Genomic DNA, 19982 nt, shown 5'->3' with positions numbered 1-19982 from the left:
AAATGATGTTTTGATACAAATTTATCTTTTTTCACTTCTTTAATTGTTGCTTTTATGTTGGTTGGCGCTGTAAAATATTTGTCTGACCAAATGTAAACTTCCATAATTATTGGCAACAAGTCAATTCCTTTTTGTGTAAGTCAGTGCAATGTTTTAGCCTTACTGCCGGGGTGCTCCAGTTTTTCAATTATGTCGTTTTCTTCAAGTACTTTTAGTCTTGACACTAAAATATTGGTTGCGATACCTTCTTCCGACTTTAAAAAGTCATTAGAGTTTTTTTTATAAAACATCAAGTCTCGGATACTGAGTAATTACCACTTGTTGCCAAATACGTCAAGTGAACAACTCAATGGGCTGTTGGATCTTTTTTTACTCGTTTCATAAAATATTTTTAAAAAACAACTTGCATATTGAAAGTTGTTTGTATATTTACACTTGCAATATGCAAGTAAACTTACAAATTTATTTATAAACATAATGGAAAATTTATCAATTTTTGATTCTTATCAGTTAAATGGAGTACAGCTAAACAACCGAATTGTGATGGCTCCTATGACTAGAAGTCGATCTAATAATGTAGGTAATGTAGCAACTGAACTTACTGCAAAGTATTATGAACAAAGAGCTTCTGCAGGCGTAATTATTACAGAAGGTACTTTTATAAGCGAAGAAGCTATAGGTGTTGTTAACGTTCCCGGAATTTATACTGCAGCACAAGTCGAAGGTTGGAAACTAACAACCGAAGCAGTTCATAAAAAAGGAGGAAAGATAGTTGCTCAATTATGGCATACAGGAGCTTACTCGCATCCTGATTTACACAATGGAAAAAAGCCTTTAGCTCCATCGGCTGTTAATCCGAATCAGCAGGTTTTTACTGCAACAGGTTTTAAACCTTCCGAAGTTTCACAAGCTATGACTATTGAAGATATTAAAAGAACCATTGCTGATTTTAAACAGGGAGCAATCAATGCTTTCGCAGCAGGTTTTGATGGTGTAGAACTTCACGGTGCTAATGGTTATTTGCTGCAACAATTCTTCAGTAAAAACACAAACTTTCGTGAAGATGAATATGGTGGTTCTGTGGAAAATCGTGCTAGAATTTTGTTTGATATTTTAGATGAATTGAAACAAGTGGTTGATATTAAAAAAGTAGGAATTCGCCTAAATCCTTCATTAAATGGAATTATGGGGATTTTAGTAGATGATGAAACCATCGCTCTTTATGACTATATCGTGAACCGGTTAAATGATTACGACCTGGCTTATATTCATTTAATTGAGCCATTTACTGATGTTTCTGGTATTTCAGATGCAATTCAGGAAGTGGCTAAGCATTTCCGAAAAATATACAAAGGGACTGTTATTATCAACAGAGGATTTAATAAAGAAACTGCAAAAAAAGTCTTGAATGAGGGGGATGCCGATTTAGTTTCTTTTGGAGTTCCGTTTATTGCAAATCCCGATTTGGTTGAAAGATTCAAAACCGATGCATTACTTAGTGCACCAGACCAAGACACCTTTTATACTCCAGGCGAAAAAGGATATACAGATTATCCAACTCTAAATAATCAATAAATTTTAAAATTAAATATTCAATAATAATGAAAACATCAGGAAACACAGTTTTCATCAGTGGTGGAAGTGCAGGAATTGGATTAGCAATAGCTAAAAAGTTAAGCGCAGCAGGTAATAAAATTATTATCAATGGGCGTAACGAAGAGCGTCTTCAAACTGCTTTGAAAGAACTGGATAATGCTGTTGCTATACAAGGAGATTTATCCATTGAAGCAGACAGAATTCACATTGCGGAAGAACTGAAAACCAAGTACCCAAACGTGAATATCATCGTAAATAATGCTGGTGCAGCTTTTATGAATGATTTAGCTGATTGTAATGATGCTGCTGAAAAAGCTTATCAGGAAATTAACACCAATTACATTAGTGTTATCCATTTTACATCACTATTAACGCAACAGCTTTTGCAACAAAAAGAGGCTGCAATTATCAATATTTCGTCTATCGCGGTGTTTAGGTCAAACAAATACCTGCCTACTTATTCGGCCAGTAAAGCGGCACTTCATAGTTATACGCAAGGCTTGAGAGATACCTTTGCAGAAAATGAAAAACTTGGAGTATATGAAGTATATCCACCTTTGGTAAACACGCAATTTTCAGCTGAGATTGGTGGTGCCAATGGTATTCCACCATCAGAAGTGGCAGATGAATTATTTGTATCTTTAGAGAAAAACCAGTTTGAAGTTCCGGTTGGTGACAGTAAACAGATACACGCTTTGTTGAATCCTATTACAGAACAAGTGCCTCATTAGTCAATATAATTTTAAAACTAACTTGAAATGAATTTAAAAGGAAAAGCAATTCTGATAACAGGTGGCGGATCGGGCATAGGACTGGAAGCAGCAAAGCAATTTTTGGAAATTGGGGCGAAAGTTATCGTTACGGGGAGAAATCAGGCCAAGCTGGATGCAGTAAAAAAACTGTATCCTCAATTGACAGCCATCAAGAGTGATGCTGGTAATGAAGCAGATGCCCGATCTCTTTTCAATAAAGTCCAGGAATTGGGTGGTATAGATATTTTGTACAACAATGCAGGTGTCGGTGTGGCACCTGCTAATTTAGGTATTGCCAATGATAAACATTTGGAAGGTGCAGTATATGAAATGGAGGTTAACTACCTAGGTGTAATCAGGTTGAACAATTTTTTCATTGAAATGCTGAAAGCAAGAAAAGAAGGTGCAATCATCAATACCACTTCTATTCTGAGCATTGTACCCTCAATGATTGAAGCTACCTATTCAGCATCAAAATCGGCCTTGGCGTTCTACACCAAATCTTTAAGAGGTCATTTAAAAATTTTGAACAGTAATGTGAAAATTTTTGAATTATTACCTCCTTTGGTAGATACAGATATGGTAGCTGATCGTGATGATAAAAAAATAAGTCCCGAAAAACTGGTAAAAGAATTGATAAGAGGTCTGGAAAAAGACCAGTACACTATTCGTGTAGGAGACTCAAAATTGATTTATATGTTTAGCCGAATTTTTCCAAAACTGACTTTTGGATTGATTAATCCGAAGAAATCAGACTTGGTATTAAAAGCATAATGATATACAGAAATATGAAAGCATATACTATTCAAAAATACAGCAAAAAAGAACTGTTACAACTTGCTGATGTACCTGTGCTGGAAGTGAAAGACAACGATGTTTTAGTAGAGATACATGCATCAGGGTTAAATCTTTTAGACTCCAAAATAAAAACAGGAGAGTTTAAACTGATTCTGCCTTATAAACTTCCATTAGTTTTAGGACACGATGTTGCCGGTGTAGTGGCCAAGGTTGGGAAAAATGTGAAAAAATTCAAAGTCGGTGATGAAGTCTATTCACGTCCTGCTGATTTTCGCATCGGGACATTGGCAGAGTTTATTGCCATAGATGAAAAAGATATAGCCCTTAAGCCTAAAAACTTAACCATGGAGCAAGCAGCTTCGATTCCATTGGTTGCACTAACGGTTTGGCAGGCTCTTATTGAAAAAGCAGACCTAAAGAAAGGGCAAAAAGTATTTATACAGGCAGGATCGGGTGGTGTTGGAACCATTGCCATTCAGTTAGCCAAACATTTAGGTGCTACTGTAGCTGCTACAGCTAGCGAGAAAAGCTTCCCAATGCTCAAAGAATTGGGAGCAGATGTTTTAATTGACTATAAATCCCAGGATTTTGAAAGTATTTTGAAAGACTATGATGTGGTATTGAACAGTCAGGATGCAAAAACATTGGAAAAGTCGTTGCGAATTTTGAAACATGGAGGTAAACTAATCTCTATTTCAGGTCCTCCAACCGCTGATTTTGCAAAAGCAATTGGCGCACCTTGGTTTGTCAAAATTATCTTGTCACTTATTAGTTCTGGAGTTCGTAAAAAAGCTTCAAAATTAGGAGTCCATTATTCGTTTCTTTTTATGAGAGCTGATGGAGCACAATTAAGTCAAATTTCAAGCCTTATCGAATCGGGAGCATTAAAGCCTGTTTTAGACAAGATTTTTCCATTTGAGCAAACTAACGATGCTTTAGCATACGTAGAAAGTGGTCGTGCTAAAGGAAAGGTTGTTGTCAAAGTCAAGTAGTTTGTTTTTTGGAGCGGTGTCAGTAAAGTAGCAGTCAACGGAAGATTGGTCGAGTAGTGGCAGATTGCTTGATACTTTACTGACAAACTGCTGCATAGCTTGAGCGGATTACACACCTTAATATTTAGCACTTTCCCTGCCTTACATATGCATAATGTTGGCGGTTTATGCTTTTTTATATTATTCAGGATTATCATCTGTTTTTTTAGCTGTCAGATTTTAATTTCTCAATTTCTTCCTTCCAAATTCGTCTGCCAATAACAACGAATTTTTCTGTCTTCCCATCATTTTTTTTAATTATAAGTCCATTCGAAATAATTCCTATGGTATTTGGATTTGATTAAGGTCTATACTCTCTCCATGGTTTTGAACATTGAAATTATGTGATCCTGCTAAAATTGAGTTTCTTTTTTCTGCCATAACTTTAAATTGTGATTACTTGTCAACAACTTATCAAGGTTTCTAGATAGTCTGACGGTTCGCCAATATGAGTAGGGTGGGGTTTCGAAGCCACTGTTTTGTCAAGCCGTTACTAATTTTCTTTTTTGTATACCTAACTACCAAAACCCAGATTACTTATATTAGCTGTTGTTCGGTGTTTTTACTTCTCTGAATGAAGTCCTATTCTGTTTCCTTCAGAATCAACAATTACAGCAATAAATCCAAAAGGCATTGAAGTCTTAGGTTCCAGTATTTTACCTCCAGCTTTCTCAACTTTATCCAATATGAGTTGAATTTCTGGACTTGTATTGATATAAATAAGTGCTCCACAATTTGAAGGTGTATTTGTATCTGATTTAGTCAGAACGCCTGTAACCCTTCCGGATGTTGCCTGAATAACATCTGGATTATAAGGAAAAAAAGTCAGTTCTTCATTAGTCTCTGGAAAAATGCGGGTAGTCATTTTAATATCCAGAATTGTTTCATATGATTATAATTTTAAGTTTTTGTCATATGGAACTTACCATATAATCATCTCCCTGTGTGTCAAAATCGCTTTGGCATGGACGTTTCATAAAACGTTTTTGCTCTCCCTGTATTAGTAACGGGTATCTCAAACCAAGTTAAAATATTGGTTTCCGAATCTATTTTCTTTAAATTTTGCATAAACTCTGTATTTAAATTATTTATACAAATATCTAATTCTACTTTTAGTATTAACTGTATCAATTGTCACAAAATCACTTATGAAATCTGCGTTTTCTTATTCTGCTTAATGTTTCTCTTGAAATACCAAGAAACGAGGATAATTGTGTTAGCGATACCCTTTGTATAATGCTGGGATAATTTTTTTCTAAATATTCGAAACGTTCTTGCGGAGAGTAAAGCTTATACAGATTTGAGAATTCTTCTTGTTTCGCCGCAAATGAACGAATGCAATTACGCCCTAAGGTTTCTATTTCTATTGACTCTTTAGCAATTTGAAATAATTTATCCTTATCAAAGATAATTACAGTTAAAGGTTCACATGCAATCAGATTAGAATCAGATCTTTGTCCACTTTCAAAACTCTTAATATTTGTGGCAATTTCATTCTCAAAATAGAAAGCTGTATTTTTTATTGCACCATCAATCTCGAAGAAGCTTTTACAAAAACCTTTATCAATATAAAAGAGTGAATTACAGACTTGCCCTTGTTGAAGTAGAAATTCATTTTTCTTTTCGTTAATGCAAATTGAAGTAAATCCCAACTTTTATCAGAAAATACTGTTGCGATTGAATATATTTTAAAAGGTTATCCATTTATTTTAGCTGCTGTAATTATTCTATTCGTAAAAGAATTAATTGTCAAACGAATATTTCTGTCCATATTATTTATATAGATATTTTTTCCTTTTTTATGAAATTCTATCTCATCTGTTTCTTTGATAATTGTGAGAATCATTTTCTCAATTTGATCTTTTGAAAGCGCTAAGTTTAGTTTCTTGTTAATTCTTCCATAAACAAGGTCTGTGTAACAAATATTTTCTAAAATTTCTTTTTTATAATTAATCTTATTCATATTGTCACATTTACATTCTCGTATTTAGTGGCAGATAAATATCAAGCATTGAAGTTTGTTTATTCCATTGAAAACGATGATCATATTTTTCAAAATGAAAAAATCCCGTCGTTCTTTGGTCTTCAATCTTTAATTCTGATTTTGGCAAAATTACCTTATAAATCTCGTGAAGTGTTCGTTTTATATTTTCCATTTTTCCTTGATGTGTAAATATTTCGTATTCACCCTTTGGTATTTCTTTATTTATAAAGTAATCAGGAACCATTTTTTTATTTGACGGGATTCCTGCCAAGTAAAAATATCTTTCATCAGTTTTAAATGTTATTCCATATTTTGTCCAATTACCACCGTTCTGATTAAGTTTTAATCTATTCAATTCTTCATTAAATATTTTCCAATGTTTCTGAATTATTTTAGAATTATCAGTCTGAGATTTTGTCAATTCTGTAACAAGTCCATAAACCTGAATATTTTGTTTTATCTCTACCATTCTTTTCTCAGCTTTGCACTAATGAGCGCTATCGTTAGTTTGTCTAAAAACAAATTGGCGGATTACAGGGCGATTACTTATCAAGGGACACCAACTTTAAATGCGAGCAACAACATTTACATCCGGAAAACCCCGCCATGCCTAATAACCGCTTGTTGTGTGCTTTTATTACTTAATTCATAAAAAACTCTTTTACTCCACTCAAAATACTTTGCGCTGCGTATGATGCCAAAATCAAGCCCATAATTTTACTAATCACAATAATTCCGGATTCTCCTATTCTCTTGTGAATGAAATTTGATGCAAGCAGTAAAATACATGTAATTGTAACCACAATCAAAAGCATTAATGTCGTAGTAACTTGTTGGTTTAATGAATAAATATGATTATCAGTTAGCAATACAACTGCCATTATAGCACCAGGTGAGGCTATTGAAGGAACTGCAACAGGAAAAACGGTTACATGTTTGTAATCTTTTATTAAGTGTTTCTCAGATTCTGGTTTTCCTTCACCAAATATCATTGTAAGAGCAAATAGAAATAGAATCACGCCACCCGAAATTTGAAAGGCTTCAAGGGTAATATCCATGCCCTCAAGTATAATCTGACCAACAACAATAAAAAATAAAAGGACTAAAAAAGCTGTTATTGAAGCATTAATTGCAATTTTTCTCTTATGTATTTTGTCAAAATGCTTGGTTGCTTCTAAATAAACAGGAATCGAACCCAAAGGGTCTATCACTGCAATTAACAATAGTATGGTGTTAATTAATTCTTTCATTTGTCTAATTTGTTTTTTTATTGCCACATGGAACTCGCCAGCTTAGCCATCCTCGTGTGCGAAAAAAGTCTTCTCATGGCTCGTTGCATATTATTCAAATACAGGTAGTCCTCTTGTAGTAAATGATAATCCTTGTTGGCCATATGTTGAAATCATTACAGCCTCAAACAACGGCGGATTTATATCATTTCTTTTTGCCCAGTCAAAAACGAAATTTGCTCCCGAACCTCCCTCCATGTCTTGTTCTTCAATGATTATTTCCAAGGTTTCTAATGGTCTTAAAAAAATAGGCTTTTTAATATACTGTCGAATATTTTCTCCAATGGTATTATAATAGTCAGCCTTTAAAATATAAACAGAATCGGTTGGTGAAATATTCCGAATACTAACAGTACTTGTAAGGTCAAATGTACGATGCTCATGAATATGGTATATATGAGAGTAGACCGGAAGATATGTTTTTCCTTGAAAAAACTCATCAAATTTCTCAATATTAGCTTGTTTGCTTTTCCAGTCTGCTTGCCGAACAGGGTATTTATCAGTTTCTTTTTCGTTGCAGGAACCAATAATCAGGGCTATAACTAATATTTTAAATGTATTTCTCATTTATATCTGCTTTTATTACTCGATCATAAATTTACAATAAATTATCCTGTGCACTACAGTTGTCTTTTTTTAATTCTGACTAAGGTCAAAATTCTGGACTCAAAGTTGCAAAACCCAATATCTTATGGCTTTATGTCAAACTTAATAATATTTTTCTTTATTCTTGAAACAAGCTTTAATTTTCTCTTCTGGTCTAAAAACAAATGAGATGCCGGTGGCTGATAAGGCACTTTTTGAGTAATTATTGTCCATATTACTGCAGCCAATTTTAAATGTGGGCAATTGCAGGCTTCAAACTTATCAAACCGCAATAATTAATAGCGGGCTATAGCGTTCGAATTTAGTACAATCTCGCCCATTTTGTATATTCAGTATTATGTTCTGGTGTTCGTGATTCACTGTCAATCCGTTACGTTTCTCTACAAATTTAAACTTTTACTTTATCATCTGCTCTGACCTTGCAGCGAAGCACGAATTTATTTTGTTTTTTAAGGGGGGAAAAAACCAAAATTTATGTTATTATCAAAAAATCGTTGCAACAGATTCCCGAATTAACCATTTTTCATCACGTTTCTCTAGTTGAAAAGTCTGCTGTAAACGCCAGATGTCACGTGAACCCCAAATTCGTGCATCTAATAAGTGTCGTACGACCCATTTCGCTTTATCTCCTTTGATATCTGCTTTAGAAAATACCGTCTGGGCTGAAGAATATTTCATGCTTTCGGATACAATTTCAGCAAACCATTCCTTTTTCGGTTGAACGTAACCGGTAATATGGGTTAATGAGAGATTCTCATCCACAATTTCATTCATCCGGGATGTATCTCTATCAATCATCAACTTTATAAATAACCGGATAAGGTTTATTATTTGTGATTCATCTGTAGTCTGTTTGGTCATCGATTCATCCGTATCAGTTTGTTTTTAATGAGCAATTTGGGGCTAAACGGTAAATAAGAAGAACATACAAAGTGTATTAAATTAAATCGGGATACTCAAAACAGAAGAGTATCCCGAAAAAACATTTAATTAAAAGCCCTTCTGAAAATTTCAAGAGTATCATCTTTATTGATTTCGCATAAAGCAGTAAGGCTGCCCCATTCAGTTGCTTTTTCTGCTAAATATTCCAGTTTACTTTCTTCAACTCCGGCTTCCTTCAGGTTTTTAGGCATGTTAATACGATCAGCAAATTCCTTTACTTTACCAATACCCAATTTAGCAGCAGTAGCATCATCAGCTTCACTTACTCCAAAAACGTTTCGTGCAAAATTCGCAAACAGCCAAGTGTATTGGGGAGCTTTTTCTAATGTGTAAGCCAAATACGAAGGTGCAATTAATGCCAATGTAACACCATGGGTCATATCATATAAACTCGACAATTCGTGACCCATTCCATGCATAGGCCACTTTGAACCTTTTTTACCAGCCACAAATTGAAAACCTGCCAATGCCATAGAACTCGCCCACATAATATTTGCACGGGCATCGTAATCTTCAGGATTAGCTAAAACTTTTGGTGCATTTTTAATGATAGACCGCATAACGCCCTCATTCATCATATTCTGCACATCAGTGGTTTCGCTTCCAGCCACAAAATAGCATTCTAATAAATGGTCAAGCGCATCGAAACAGCCAGCCATCGAGTGCTTTTCAGGAACAGAGAATGTATAGGTAGGATCCAAAATTGAGAATTTAGGATAAAGAAACGGATGCATAATGGTATGCTTCTTATGGTTCTTTTCTCCTGTAATTACACCACCCATATCCAATTCACTACCGGTTCCGGCCATAGTCAGTACCGATGCCAAGGGAGCCGCTGCATTGATTTCTCCATGTCCGCCAGCCATCAAATCCATAACATCGCCATCATAGCAAACTCCGGCAGCAATTGCTTTGGCAGCATCAATGGTAGAACCACCACCAACGGCAAGTATAAAATCGCACGAATTTTCACGATAGATTTGTATGCCTTTCCTTACATCGCTAACCGGAGGATTTGGTTTGATTCCATCGCAATCAACAAAATCTATATCTGCTTTTTTTAATTCATTAGTTACAGCATCGTAAATACCATTCTTTTTAATACTTCCACCGCCATAGGCAAGCAGTACTTTGCTGCCTCCAAACTGTTTTATTGAACTTGATAGATTTTCAATTTGCCCTTTGCCAAAATGAATGGTTGTTGGTACATAAAAACTAAAATTTTCCATATCTAACTTTTTATTGATTTATTGTTTTGTTATTTCGTTAATTGTGCTTAAAGCGTTAAGTGTCCGGGGATAACCAATGTATGGCAAAAGTTGCGTGGTAATTCCGATAAGCGTTTCACGATTGTTTCCAACATTCAGGTTGCCTTGAATATGCCCCCGAACTTGCGAATCGGTTCCACCCATGCTAATAAGCATACTAAATGTAAGCAGTTCACGGATTTTTATATCCAAACCTTTGCGGGTGTAATAATCGCCAAAGCAATTTGCAGCAAGGTTGTACTGAATGTGTTTTTGGTCTTCCGGTGCATTGTAGCGTATTTCTTCAATTCGCTCGCCAAAGGTTGTTTTCATCAGTTCTAATCCTTTAGCCTCACGATTTTCAGGCGTTGTTGCCGATTGGTTTTCTAAAGGAAGTTCAATGCCATGTTCGAGCATTATTGTATTTGAAGCATAAAGAAAGTCAATTACTTTTGCCACGCCCACATAAGCAATCGATTGGTAAATTATTTCTTTAATTTCAATTGGAGTAACCCCTATATTCAAAGCTGCATTTACAAACATTTTGTATTCGGTTAAAGCTCCCAGTGCAATACACGAACCCATAATCATCATTACACGAGTTTTAGTGTCGATTGAGCTTTGGGTTATTACTTCATCAAACGCCCAGTTGTCGAAAATCGCGATTAGTTCTGGGTCTGTTTGTATTGCTTTCGATTTGTAATTTGGCCAGAGTTCTTCGTGATTCTTTACTGCGGCATCGCTCAGATTTATATTTTCTTTTTTCATGATTTTGGTTTCAATCCTTATCGACCATTTTTTCGCTGCTTTCCGGATAACGTTGTCCTACAATATCAATTTTTGAAATTGCATTTTGTATTTCGGTCAAATCCCCGGAACTTAAGCTTATATTTACCGAGCCTGTGTTTTCTTCCAAACGATGAATTTTTGTTGTTCCGGGTATAGGCACAATCCAGTCTTTTTGAGCATGAATCCATGCAAGCGCCACTTGTGCAGGCGTTGCTTCTTTTTGCTGAGCCATTTGTTTTACCAGATTTACCAAAGCCATATTTGCTTCGCGGTTTTCAATATTGAATCGGGGAATGCCATTGCGGAAATCGTTATCTGAGAATTTTGTATCTGCATCAATTTTCCCGGTCAAAAAACCCTTACCCAGAGGACTGAATGGCACAAAACCAATTCCTAATTCTTCCAAAGTTGAGAATGTTTTTGTTTCGGGTTCACGCCACCACAATGAGTATTCGCTTTGCAATGCAGAAACAGGCTGAACCGCATGAGCTTTCCGGATATTTGTTTCTCCGGCTTCTGACATACCAAAGTATTTTACTTTCCCTTCCTGAATTAAATCCTTAACCGCACCAGCCACATCTTCAATGGGTACGTTAGGGTCGATGCGGTGTTGGTACAGTAAATCAATGGCTTCAACCTTCAAGCGTTTTAATGAACCTTCAACTGCATGACGAATATTAGCAGGCTTACTGTTTAATCCTGCCGGTTGCCCATTAACATAGTTGAATCCGAATTTTGTAGCAATCACAATGTCATTTCTGAATGGAGCAATTGCCTCTCCTACAACTTCTTCGTTTAAATAGGGACCGTATATTTCTGCGGTGTCAAAAAAAGTGATTCCTAATTCGTAGGCCTTTCTAATTAGTTTAATTGCCTCACTTTTTTGTATGGCTGGCCCATATCCGTAACTAAGTCCCATACAGCCTAGTCCTAGTGCTGAAACTTCTAATCCTTGTTTTCCTAATTTACGTGTTTTCATAATTTATTTTTTTAATCTATTTAGCCATTTTTCAATTTGAAAATCGGCATTTTGCACTGAACCCCCTTTAATTGCAATACCATCCAAAACATTTGCTCCCTGGCAATATTTTTTAATATCTGCAAGGCTATGTCCTAATCCGCTGCCTTCATGTGTACAAAAAGTAATTATGGTCTTCCCTGAAAAATCGTAGGATTCCAAGAATGTGAATACAGCCATTGGGAATGTGCCCCACCAATTGGGATAACCCAGGTATATTACATCATATTCATCCATATTATCAACGGTATCTGTAAGCTCCGGTCGGGCATCATCATCTAATTCCCTTTGAGCAACACGAGTTGTTTCCATGTAATCAATAGGGTACCCTTTCATGGTATCGATAAAAAATAAATCACTTCCGGTTAGTATTTGTATTTTTTTAGCCACCACTTCTGTATTACCTATAGGTAGATTTATAATACTACCACCTACATAATTCTGACCTTTCCTTGAGTAATATGCTATTAATCCTTTTTTCATTTTGTTAGCTTCTTGTTATACAAAATTTCACATTACAAATATCCAAAGAGAAAAAAGCAGTTTTATTATACAGATTACGGATTGACTTACCATTATTACTGAATACACTTTAAGGTATTATATTTTTGGTTTTTGACTTCAATTTAAAGCCTTAAATTATACCGATTACGGATATACCTACCATTATTACTGATTTGCTCTATTGGATTTATAAATAAGCAATTACTGATGTATATTTGTAATATAATTTCAGATTTACAGCGATGAAAAATATTTTTAGAATTGAATCGGTTGCAGACTACAATAAACTAAATGGACTGGAAACATTTCATCCTCTGGTTAGCATCGTCGACTTTTCGCAGACAGTAATAAACTACTCCGAACACACGCATTTTTATTATGGTGTGTACGCTATCTTTTTAAAGGAAGTAAATTGTGGGGAACTTAAGTATGGCAGAAATACCTATGATTATGAAGAAGGTAGTTTGGTTTTTGTTTCTCCCGGACAAATTCTTGAATTGGTACGTAATAATTCTAAAGTTAGAAAAGGCTGGGCATTGATGTTTCATCCTGATTTGATATTAGGAACCAACCTTGGAAAACAAATCAGAGATTACAGCTTCTTTTCATATGACATAAACGAGGCTTTGCATATTTCGGAGCGGGAACGAAAAATGATATTGGAACTGTTCGATAAAATTCAGTTTGAAGTTAGTCAACCCATAGACAAACACAGCAGAAGACTTATTGTTAATAACATTCAATTGTTTCTCGATTATTGTATGAGGTTTTACGACCGTCAGTTTATAACACGAGAGTATTTAAACAAAGGGATTCTTGAAAAATTCGAAAACGAATTGAATACCTATTTTAAGTCAGTTAAACCACAAGAACTTGGTTTACCTTCGGTAGCGTATTTTGCAGATGCATTTCATCTATCGGCTAACTATTTTGGCGATTTAGTTAAAAAAGAGACTGGAAAAACGGCTCAGGAATACATTCAATTAACTGTGATGAATATTGCAAAAGATAGAATCCTTGATATTTCAAAACCTGTTAGTGAAATTGCATATGAACTTGGATTTAAATATCCACAGCATTTTACCCGGATGTTCAAGAAGAGTGTTGGTATGTCGCCCAGTGAGTATCGGAATCTGAATTAACTTTCCAGAAGCAACAAAGTATAGCTGTACTGTTTGCAGATAGGGTTCCAATCCAGTATATGGATCTTCGGAAAATCAATACCATAGGCATTCGCCAGGCCAACAAGCTAATGCACATGTCTGCTGCGGCCTATCATCTTAAAAAACTACTGAAATTTGTGACAAAAAAGGACTGAAACAATGGCAAATGAAGCCATTGCCTGTTATTATTTTATACATTGTTGTTAGCCGCTGGCATTCCTGTCAGTTCGTAATTAGTACTTCTTCCTCCCGCGGCTTCTCTTTGTAATATTCCTTTTTCAATCAGGGCATTTATGTCGCGAACAGCCGAATCTTTGGAACATTTTGCAATTTTCGCCCATTTTGAAGATGTCAGTTTTCCATCAAATCCATCCATCAACTTATTCAATATTTTTTTCTGCCGGTCATTTATAACAGTATCAATGTGTTTTTGCCAAAAATCTGCTTTAAATAACACTTTTGTTAAAACAATATCTGTTGATTTAAGGGCATTAATCAAACAACTTAAAAACCACGCAATCCAATTTGTTATATCTAAATTACCTTTTTGCGTCTTTTCCAGTAGTTCGTAATACTGTTTTCTCTCTATTCTAATCTGCGCCGACATACTGTAAAACCGTTGATTACTTTTGTCTGATTGCGCCAGAAGCATATCCGTTAAAGCTCTTGTTACCCTACCGTTTCCATCGTCAAAAGGATGAATTGTCACGAACCATAAATGTGCTATCGCTGCCTTAATTACCAAATCAATCGGGGCGTTACTATTAAACCAATCTAAAAATCGGGTCATTTCTTTTTCTGGCAATCCTGAATTGGGCGCTTGATAATGTACTTTCTCTTTTCCCATTGCTCCTGATACAACTTGCATCGGTCCTGTTGTATCCTTTCTCCAATCAGCAACCGTAATTTTGTACATTCCATTTCTACCCGTTGGAAAGAGGGCGGCATGCCAATCAAATAATCTCTCTGCAGTTAATGGTTTAAAGCAATTTTGTGTTGCATCAAGCATCATTTCAACAACGCCTTCTACATTCCTATCAGATTCTACCGAACCAGCTATTTCCATTCCTAATCTACGAGCAATTGATGAACGAACCTGGTCGGGATTTAGAATTTCTCCTTCAATTTCTGATGATTTTAGTACATCAAGTGTCAATGTATCAAGTAAAGCCTCATTTCTTAAGTCAAAACCCAATGTTTCCATATTTTCCAACAAGTCGGCCTTGCAGGTTTCTTGCCTCACCTAATAGACTTAGGAATTCATTACTATTCCAGGTAAATTCCGTACAATTGTCTTGTTGATGTAAAAAAGCTTTCATTCGTCGCAAATAAATGATTTTATGAGTCATTGCTCTACGGAGAAGTCTTCATGAACGCCCGAAATAATATATTTGTGAATAAAGTCCAATTCTGAGAACGACTATTACCCTTGAAAGATTGCGGAAACGTGGTTATGAATCTATGCTCGACATTTACAAACAAATCACGCCTACAAGACGTGATTCCTTATTCCCCTTAACTTAATCCCGATTTCTCGGAACCGTATACGAGACCCGTACGCTGGTGTGAGAGGTGTATCCCGGCTATTCTAGTCGGGATCATCTACTCGATTGGGCAAAGTTTATTTTAGCATATGTCTTTTCTTGAATTCTCTCCATGAAATTCCTACATGAGATAATGATATAGAAACACTATCACCATGATTAATAACCTGTTCAATAGGAATAAAAATAGAATCCATAGTTAAGTTAAAAATTTCCCCATCAAAACTAGATGAATATTTTTCTGATAATATTCCGCATTTTGATTCAATATTTTTAAGAGTTTCAGTTAATTTTTGTTTACTAATTCTTTCAGATTGAAATTCTAATTCTTGTTTTAAAATATTATATCCCATTGCCAAAAGTGTATTGTAAAACATGAAGTCAGTTAGTAATTGTTCATTTTTAGCTGTCTTATTGTATTGACCACGATTATCCAACTTATCTTTTGTTAGTCTCAGTTTATGCAATAAATGAGTGAAATATGTCAATGATTCTTGTGAGCAATATTTTAAGTTAGTCCTGTCTTTTAATAATAGCTCTGCTGTTGAAGGGAATACAATATAAGCTGAACCTATATATTTATTTTCTGGCACGGCTAATCTTTTATTTTCCATTCTAATTCGAATGTTTTCATCAGCCATATTATTAGCTGTCAAAGCATAAGTCTGTCTAAAATCCTCTTTAATTACTCTATATAAACTTTCTATTTCTCTCTTTTCAATTTCTGCATTCTGCTTTTCGAGCAAATCTAACGAAAGGTAAACTCCACTAAAAGTAACCACAAACTGAATCAATATATTTATAATATTATTTTTAAAATAGTTTAAAATCTTATTAGTCTTGTCAAATAGTAACTCTTTTAATTTCATTCGAATCTTGATTTGTCAATACTGTAATGGTTAGAAAAACGCGTTAATTAGAAATTTTGCCTAACGGAAAATTGCATGTTACGTAAGGGTTTACGTGTGATTATCTGTCCGGGTACGGACGAGATAATGAGCGGAAAACCGCCGCTAGCATACCACTGAACCCCTTATGGAATATGCAAAATGTGTGTGCCTTGAATGGTAAATTTAGTAAAAGTTCGTTTATAATGTTAAGTTTTATAAAAGAAAGTCCAGAGGGTGTAAGTCCAATTCTGAGAACGACCATTACTCGTGAAAGGTTGCGGAAGCGAGGTTATGAATCTATGCTCGACATTTACAAACAAATCACGCCTGTAAGACGTGATTTACTATTCCCCATAACTTAATCCCGATTTCTCGGAACCGTATACGTACGGCGAAGCCTTAATGAATACCTTATTGTGAAATTATTTTGTGAATAAACCCGCTTGGTTTATGCTGAGCTTGCGAAGTATCTGGTGGTGTGAGAGGCACAGTGGCGGTCAATAGACCGTCACCTGTCTACTCGATTAGCGGTTCGTTGTTTTATTTAGTTCACGTTTTATTTCTCGCTTACATTTTATCAATATTTCTTCCTATGATTTGGTAGAATCCAACAGAGTTGAATTACCTTGAGGTGTTTCATCTATCCTTATTACTATAGTTATTCCAGGTGCCTATTTATAATTAACTCCGGCCTTTTTAGGTACACCTGAAAAAGACATTTAGAAATAAAAGGATACTTATGTGTCAATCTCACTCACATACTAACCATTTGCTATGGTTATTCCTTCATGAGCTAACTCCAATGTTTCAATTGCAACTTCATTCGCATCCGATTTTAAATCAAGGCTTGAAATTTTTGTAGGCCAAGCGTTAATTAACGTCCATGTCATAGTAGATTTTCCACCTTCGTCTAATAACTGAATAGTAACGGTTTCTCTTTTAATGGTATTCATCTTAATGGCATCATACCATTTAAAGAAATTATTGTCTTTTACAAAAACGCCTTTTTTAAGTGTTACGTTGCCAGTTTTAGCTATTCCCGGCATTTTAATGGTCGAAAATTGTTTGCTGTCACCGTGTCTATATTCAATTACTTGTGTCTCCGTTTCTAATCCGGAAATCTCTTGAAAAGAAACGGTATTGTCTTGTGAGCCTAGTTTTACTTTGAAGTAAAACTTTGGTAAAGGCCATACATTATCTTGAGTTGCACCATTTGCTGCCATAATGTTCTGTATTTTAAATTAGTTATTAATGTTCAGTTTCTTCAATGTCGTTTTACAATGACCGCTAACGGCAGACTGTCTAAAAAGCAAAGCTTGACAGTGATTTATATAAGTAGTAGTCTGTAAAAATGAATAAATAGGAGAATCTAAGCAAGTTAGTTTAGGTTATTAGACAGACTGACGTTAAATGTATGAAATGTAGGCGAATAGAAACTAATGCCTTATCCGACTGCACTAAACTTAATAGAAAGTAGAAACATTAATAACCGCACAAAACCGCCTATATTTTATACATATTGTGTGTGCCTTGAATGGTAAATTTAGTAAAAGTTCTTTTATAATGTTAAGTTTTATAAAAGAAAGTCCAGAGGGTGTAAGTCCAATTCTGAGAACGACCATTACTCTTGAAAGGTTGCGGAAGCGAGGTTATGAACCGATGCTCGACACTTACAAACAAATCACGCCTGTAAGACGTGATTCCTTGTTCCCCTTAACTTAATCCCGATTTTTCGGGACCGTATACGTACGGCGAAGCCTTAATGAATACCTTATTGTGAAATTATTTTGTGAATAAACCCGCTTGGTTTATGCTGAGCTTGCGAAGTATCTGGTGGTGTGAGAGGCACAGTGGCGGTCAATAGACCGTCACCTGTCTACTCGATTAGCTGTGGTTTTTCTTACCATTTTATCTCTGGAAAATCATTAAATTCAAGGTCTGTAATTTTACAATTTTGCTCTTTTGCTGAAATTTCAAAAGAAGCTATCAAATCCTTATATTCTTGTCTCCATTCTGAAAAGTAGTCACCAATTAATTTTGGTATATTTCTAAATCTTTTCTTTCCTTGTCGGTCTGAAACAAATTTTATATGTAAGGCTTGATAAATAATGAAAGCGTATTTATTGGTAACATTTATACGTTGACCAATAAAATGTTGAATGGAATTTGCCCCTTCCGAGTCATATTCAAACAAAGCTCTTTCAACAACATACTCAAGCATATACATGTTTGCTTGTTGAAGTTTGTCAGTTTGCACATAACCAGCATTGTGTCTGAGTGCAGAGATAAAGATTAGAATATCTGTCCAAACACATTGAAAACCATAATAATGCATTTCTTTATCATCACCGTTAAATATTAGTTTGTCGGTAAGACGTTGACCTGAATATGCTTTACGAATTTCATAAGCAAAATTCATAAGTAATTGATGTTGTGCTTTTAATCTCTCATTATATTCATCAAGTGAGTTAGCAATTTCATGAACAGTTGAGTAAAGACTATTTAAATCGCCATAGTCTCCGAATATTGAAATTCCTGTTCCATTTTTTGTCGGATATCCTTGCAGCATATTTTAGTTTTAATTTTCTACAGAGTATATGTGCCCTTTTAAAGGTTCACCTTTATCTTTATTGACAATTGTTGGCATAATCCAAAGCAATTTAGACTGAGAAAGATTTTCTACAAATTTTTGATTTCTCCAATGTCCGCGTCTCCAGTGTGGCGAAATTTGACCTGTTGTTTTATCATATTTGTTTGAAGGGAAAGTATAAAGACCGACAAACTTGATTTTACTAAATCCAAAATTTCGTATTTCATTATTCGCAACTTCTTTCTTTCTTTTTGTATTTGCTTTTTCAAGTTTTGTTTTAAGGTGAATTGGTAAATCACATGTGAATTTTTCCGTTACGTCCTTATCTTTTAGAGAAAGATAAAGAAGACAATTAACAACAAGTTTTATTGTTCGCTCAATGAAATCAGAATGGATTTTGTATAAATCAATTTTCGTGTCATCATCATGGTCTTCCCAAGTGTCAACGTCTAAAAACATACTTTTTGCATCTTTGACGGCATCACCAACATTCAGCAAATTATAAGGTCTGTCCAGATATAGAGAATAAGAATGAAAACCCCTAACGTGATTGTATAACTTGTCATTGATGTGTTTAAAGTGTTGGATATAGTCTCCAGTAAAATTAAAAGATATTACTTTTTCATACGTAATATCTTCGTCAATGTCTTTGTTAATTTCTTCCGACACATATACTCCTTCAATCAATGGCATAAAACCGTCCGCAAAAGGAATTTTTGCCTTTGAAATATCAAGATAAAAGTTTGGATAAGGAAGTTTAATTTGTTCAAGGTCTATATCTGAAACGTCTGTATCTTTCAGCATTTCTAAAAGACCTTCTGAAAAGTCAAAAATATTTCGACCTGTTTTTTGCCAAGTTGTCCAAAAACCAAAGTCATTCCATAAATATTCTCTTTCTAGTCTTTGGTCATAAGTAAAATGTTCGTTATTGCGTCTATAACCGTAATTGCCTTCGTCTTTATAGAAGTATTCATTTTTTCCGTTACAATAGTCATTAAACCGTTCCCTGTCTTTAAGATGTTTAGGAAAGTCATTGAGTTTTGCTAATCTGTTCGGATAATATTCTATGTATTTCTTATCTGTCACGGTGTCGTTTTTTTTAAATCACAGCTAACGTAAAAGTGTTTTATCCTTTCGTTTTTTAAAATTAACAAAACATTATTTAGAACACTGATTTTTACTTCTCAGAATAGTTCCAAATAAAGGATAAAACATAGTTGGACAATGCCGCCGGAGCTA

The 19982-nt window shown here is 34.9% G+C and carries 22 protein-coding genes; 5 read left to right on the top strand and 17 right to left on the bottom strand.

What is annotated here, in order from left to right; all coding sequences use genetic code 11:
- Positions 1-477 precede the first annotated feature (477 nt).
- From BZG01_RS13370 to BZG01_RS13355, 4 genes are read left to right on the top strand one after another with little or no spacing between them, the layout of a single operon-like run.
- Positions 478-1575, top strand: a complete 1098-nt coding sequence (locus tag BZG01_RS13370) for an alkene reductase (RefSeq protein WP_101310341.1) — start codon at positions 478-480, stop codon at positions 1573-1575.
- Positions 1576-1601: 26 nt separating this feature from the next.
- Positions 1602-2327 (top strand): SDR family oxidoreductase, encoded by a 726-nt coding sequence (locus BZG01_RS13365; RefSeq protein ID WP_101310340.1) that lies wholly within the window; start codon positions 1602-1604, stop codon positions 2325-2327.
- Between the two features lie 27 nt (positions 2328-2354).
- The gene (locus tag BZG01_RS13360; protein ID WP_101310339.1) at positions 2355-3122 is read left to right on the top strand and encodes an SDR family oxidoreductase; all 768 of its coding nucleotides are present in this window, start codon (positions 2355-2357) and stop codon (positions 3120-3122) included.
- Positions 3123-3136: 14 nt separating this feature from the next.
- Positions 3137-4138 carry an NADP-dependent oxidoreductase gene (locus BZG01_RS13355; protein WP_101310398.1) on the top strand — a complete coding sequence of 334 codons (1002 nt, stop codon included), beginning with the start codon at positions 3137-3139 and terminating at the stop codon, positions 4136-4138.
- A 601-nt stretch (positions 4139-4739) separates the two neighbouring features.
- Here the strand turns inward: BZG01_RS13355 and BZG01_RS21785 are convergent.
- The 11 genes from BZG01_RS21785 to BZG01_RS13300 all read right to left on the bottom strand — a co-directional run bounded on the left by BZG01_RS21785 (position 4740) and on the right by BZG01_RS13300 (position 12535).
- Positions 4740-5042, bottom strand: coding sequence for a VOC family protein (locus BZG01_RS21785; RefSeq protein WP_218973110.1), 303 nt, complete (start codon positions 5040-5042; stop codon positions 4740-4742).
- Between the two features lie 277 nt (positions 5043-5319).
- Positions 5320-5829 (bottom strand): Crp/Fnr family transcriptional regulator, encoded by a 510-nt coding sequence (locus tag BZG01_RS13345; protein ID WP_218973109.1) that lies wholly within the window; start codon positions 5827-5829, stop codon positions 5320-5322.
- Between the two features lie 44 nt (positions 5830-5873).
- Positions 5874-6140 carry a DUF3781 domain-containing protein gene (locus tag BZG01_RS13340; RefSeq protein WP_101310338.1) on the bottom strand — a complete coding sequence of 89 codons (267 nt, stop codon included), beginning with the start codon at positions 6138-6140 and terminating at the stop codon, positions 5874-5876.
- A gap of 10 nt (positions 6141-6150) precedes the next feature.
- On the bottom strand, positions 6151-6630 hold the full coding sequence (locus BZG01_RS13335) for a GyrI-like domain-containing protein (RefSeq protein ID WP_101310337.1): 480 nt from the start codon (positions 6628-6630) through the stop codon (positions 6151-6153).
- A 172-nt stretch (positions 6631-6802) separates the two neighbouring features.
- Positions 6803-7411: a MarC family protein gene (locus tag BZG01_RS13330; protein ID WP_101310397.1), complete on the bottom strand. Its 609-nt coding sequence runs from the start codon at positions 7409-7411 to the stop codon at positions 6803-6805.
- Positions 7412-7501: 90 nt separating this feature from the next.
- Complete coding sequence (locus BZG01_RS13325; RefSeq protein ID WP_101310336.1) at positions 7502-8017, bottom strand: DUF3124 domain-containing protein; 516 nt, start codon at positions 8015-8017, stop codon at positions 7502-7504.
- Between the two features lie 522 nt (positions 8018-8539).
- Positions 8540-8917, bottom strand: coding sequence for a nuclear transport factor 2 family protein (locus BZG01_RS13320; RefSeq protein WP_101310335.1), 378 nt, complete (start codon positions 8915-8917; stop codon positions 8540-8542).
- A gap of 125 nt (positions 8918-9042) precedes the next feature.
- The gene (locus BZG01_RS13315) at positions 9043-10227 is read right to left on the bottom strand and encodes an iron-containing alcohol dehydrogenase (protein ID WP_101310334.1); all 1185 of its coding nucleotides are present in this window, start codon (positions 10225-10227) and stop codon (positions 9043-9045) included.
- 18 nt (positions 10228-10245) lie between these two features.
- The gene (locus BZG01_RS13310) at positions 10246-11013 is read right to left on the bottom strand and encodes a carboxymuconolactone decarboxylase family protein (protein ID WP_101310333.1); all 768 of its coding nucleotides are present in this window, start codon (positions 11011-11013) and stop codon (positions 10246-10248) included.
- A 10-nt stretch (positions 11014-11023) separates the two neighbouring features.
- Entirely contained in the window at positions 11024-12013 is a 990-nt protein-coding gene (locus BZG01_RS13305; RefSeq protein ID WP_101310332.1) for an aldo/keto reductase, read from the bottom strand.
- Positions 12014-12016: 3 nt separating this feature from the next.
- Positions 12017-12535 carry a flavodoxin gene (locus tag BZG01_RS13300; RefSeq protein ID WP_101310331.1) on the bottom strand — a complete coding sequence of 173 codons (519 nt, stop codon included), beginning with the start codon at positions 12533-12535 and terminating at the stop codon, positions 12017-12019.
- Between the two features lie 263 nt (positions 12536-12798).
- Between BZG01_RS13300 and BZG01_RS13295 the strand changes: the two genes are divergently transcribed.
- Positions 12799-13698 carry a helix-turn-helix domain-containing protein gene (locus tag BZG01_RS13295; RefSeq protein ID WP_101310330.1) on the top strand — a complete coding sequence of 300 codons (900 nt, stop codon included), beginning with the start codon at positions 12799-12801 and terminating at the stop codon, positions 13696-13698.
- A gap of 211 nt (positions 13699-13909) precedes the next feature.
- Here the strand turns inward: BZG01_RS13295 and BZG01_RS13290 are convergent, their stop codons facing one another.
- The 6 genes from BZG01_RS13290 to BZG01_RS13265 all read right to left on the bottom strand — a co-directional run bounded on the left by BZG01_RS13290 (position 13910) and on the right by BZG01_RS13265 (position 19829).
- On the bottom strand, positions 13910-14962 hold the full coding sequence (locus BZG01_RS13290; RefSeq protein WP_245870369.1) for a Fic family protein: 1053 nt from the start codon (positions 14960-14962) through the stop codon (positions 13910-13912).
- On the bottom strand, positions 14904-15038 hold the full coding sequence (locus BZG01_RS22005; RefSeq protein WP_281256431.1) for a DUF4172 domain-containing protein: 135 nt from the start codon (positions 15036-15038) through the stop codon (positions 14904-14906). The genes BZG01_RS13290 and BZG01_RS22005 overlap by 59 nt, the downstream gene beginning before the upstream one ends.
- A gap of 302 nt (positions 15039-15340) precedes the next feature.
- A complete protein-coding gene (locus BZG01_RS13285) occupies positions 15341-16132 on the bottom strand; it encodes a hypothetical protein (protein WP_101310329.1) in 792 nt (263 codons plus the stop codon).
- 782 nt (positions 16133-16914) lie between these two features.
- On the bottom strand, positions 16915-17376 hold the full coding sequence (locus tag BZG01_RS13275; RefSeq protein WP_101310327.1) for a phage tail protein: 462 nt from the start codon (positions 17374-17376) through the stop codon (positions 16915-16917).
- A 677-nt stretch (positions 17377-18053) separates the two neighbouring features.
- Positions 18054-18722 (bottom strand): DUF6904 family protein, encoded by a 669-nt coding sequence (locus BZG01_RS13270; RefSeq protein ID WP_101310326.1) that lies wholly within the window; start codon positions 18720-18722, stop codon positions 18054-18056.
- 9 nt (positions 18723-18731) lie between these two features.
- The gene (locus tag BZG01_RS13265) at positions 18732-19829 is read right to left on the bottom strand and encodes an AcrVA2 family anti-CRISPR protein (RefSeq protein ID WP_101310325.1); all 1098 of its coding nucleotides are present in this window, start codon (positions 19827-19829) and stop codon (positions 18732-18734) included.
- Positions 19830-19982 lie beyond the last annotated feature (153 nt).

This window comes from Labilibaculum manganireducens (genome assembly GCF_002843385.1).
Taxonomy (GTDB): domain Bacteria; phylum Bacteroidota; class Bacteroidia; order Bacteroidales; family Marinifilaceae; genus Labilibaculum; species Labilibaculum manganireducens.
This window is presented reverse-complemented; position numbering and strand designations above follow the sequence as displayed.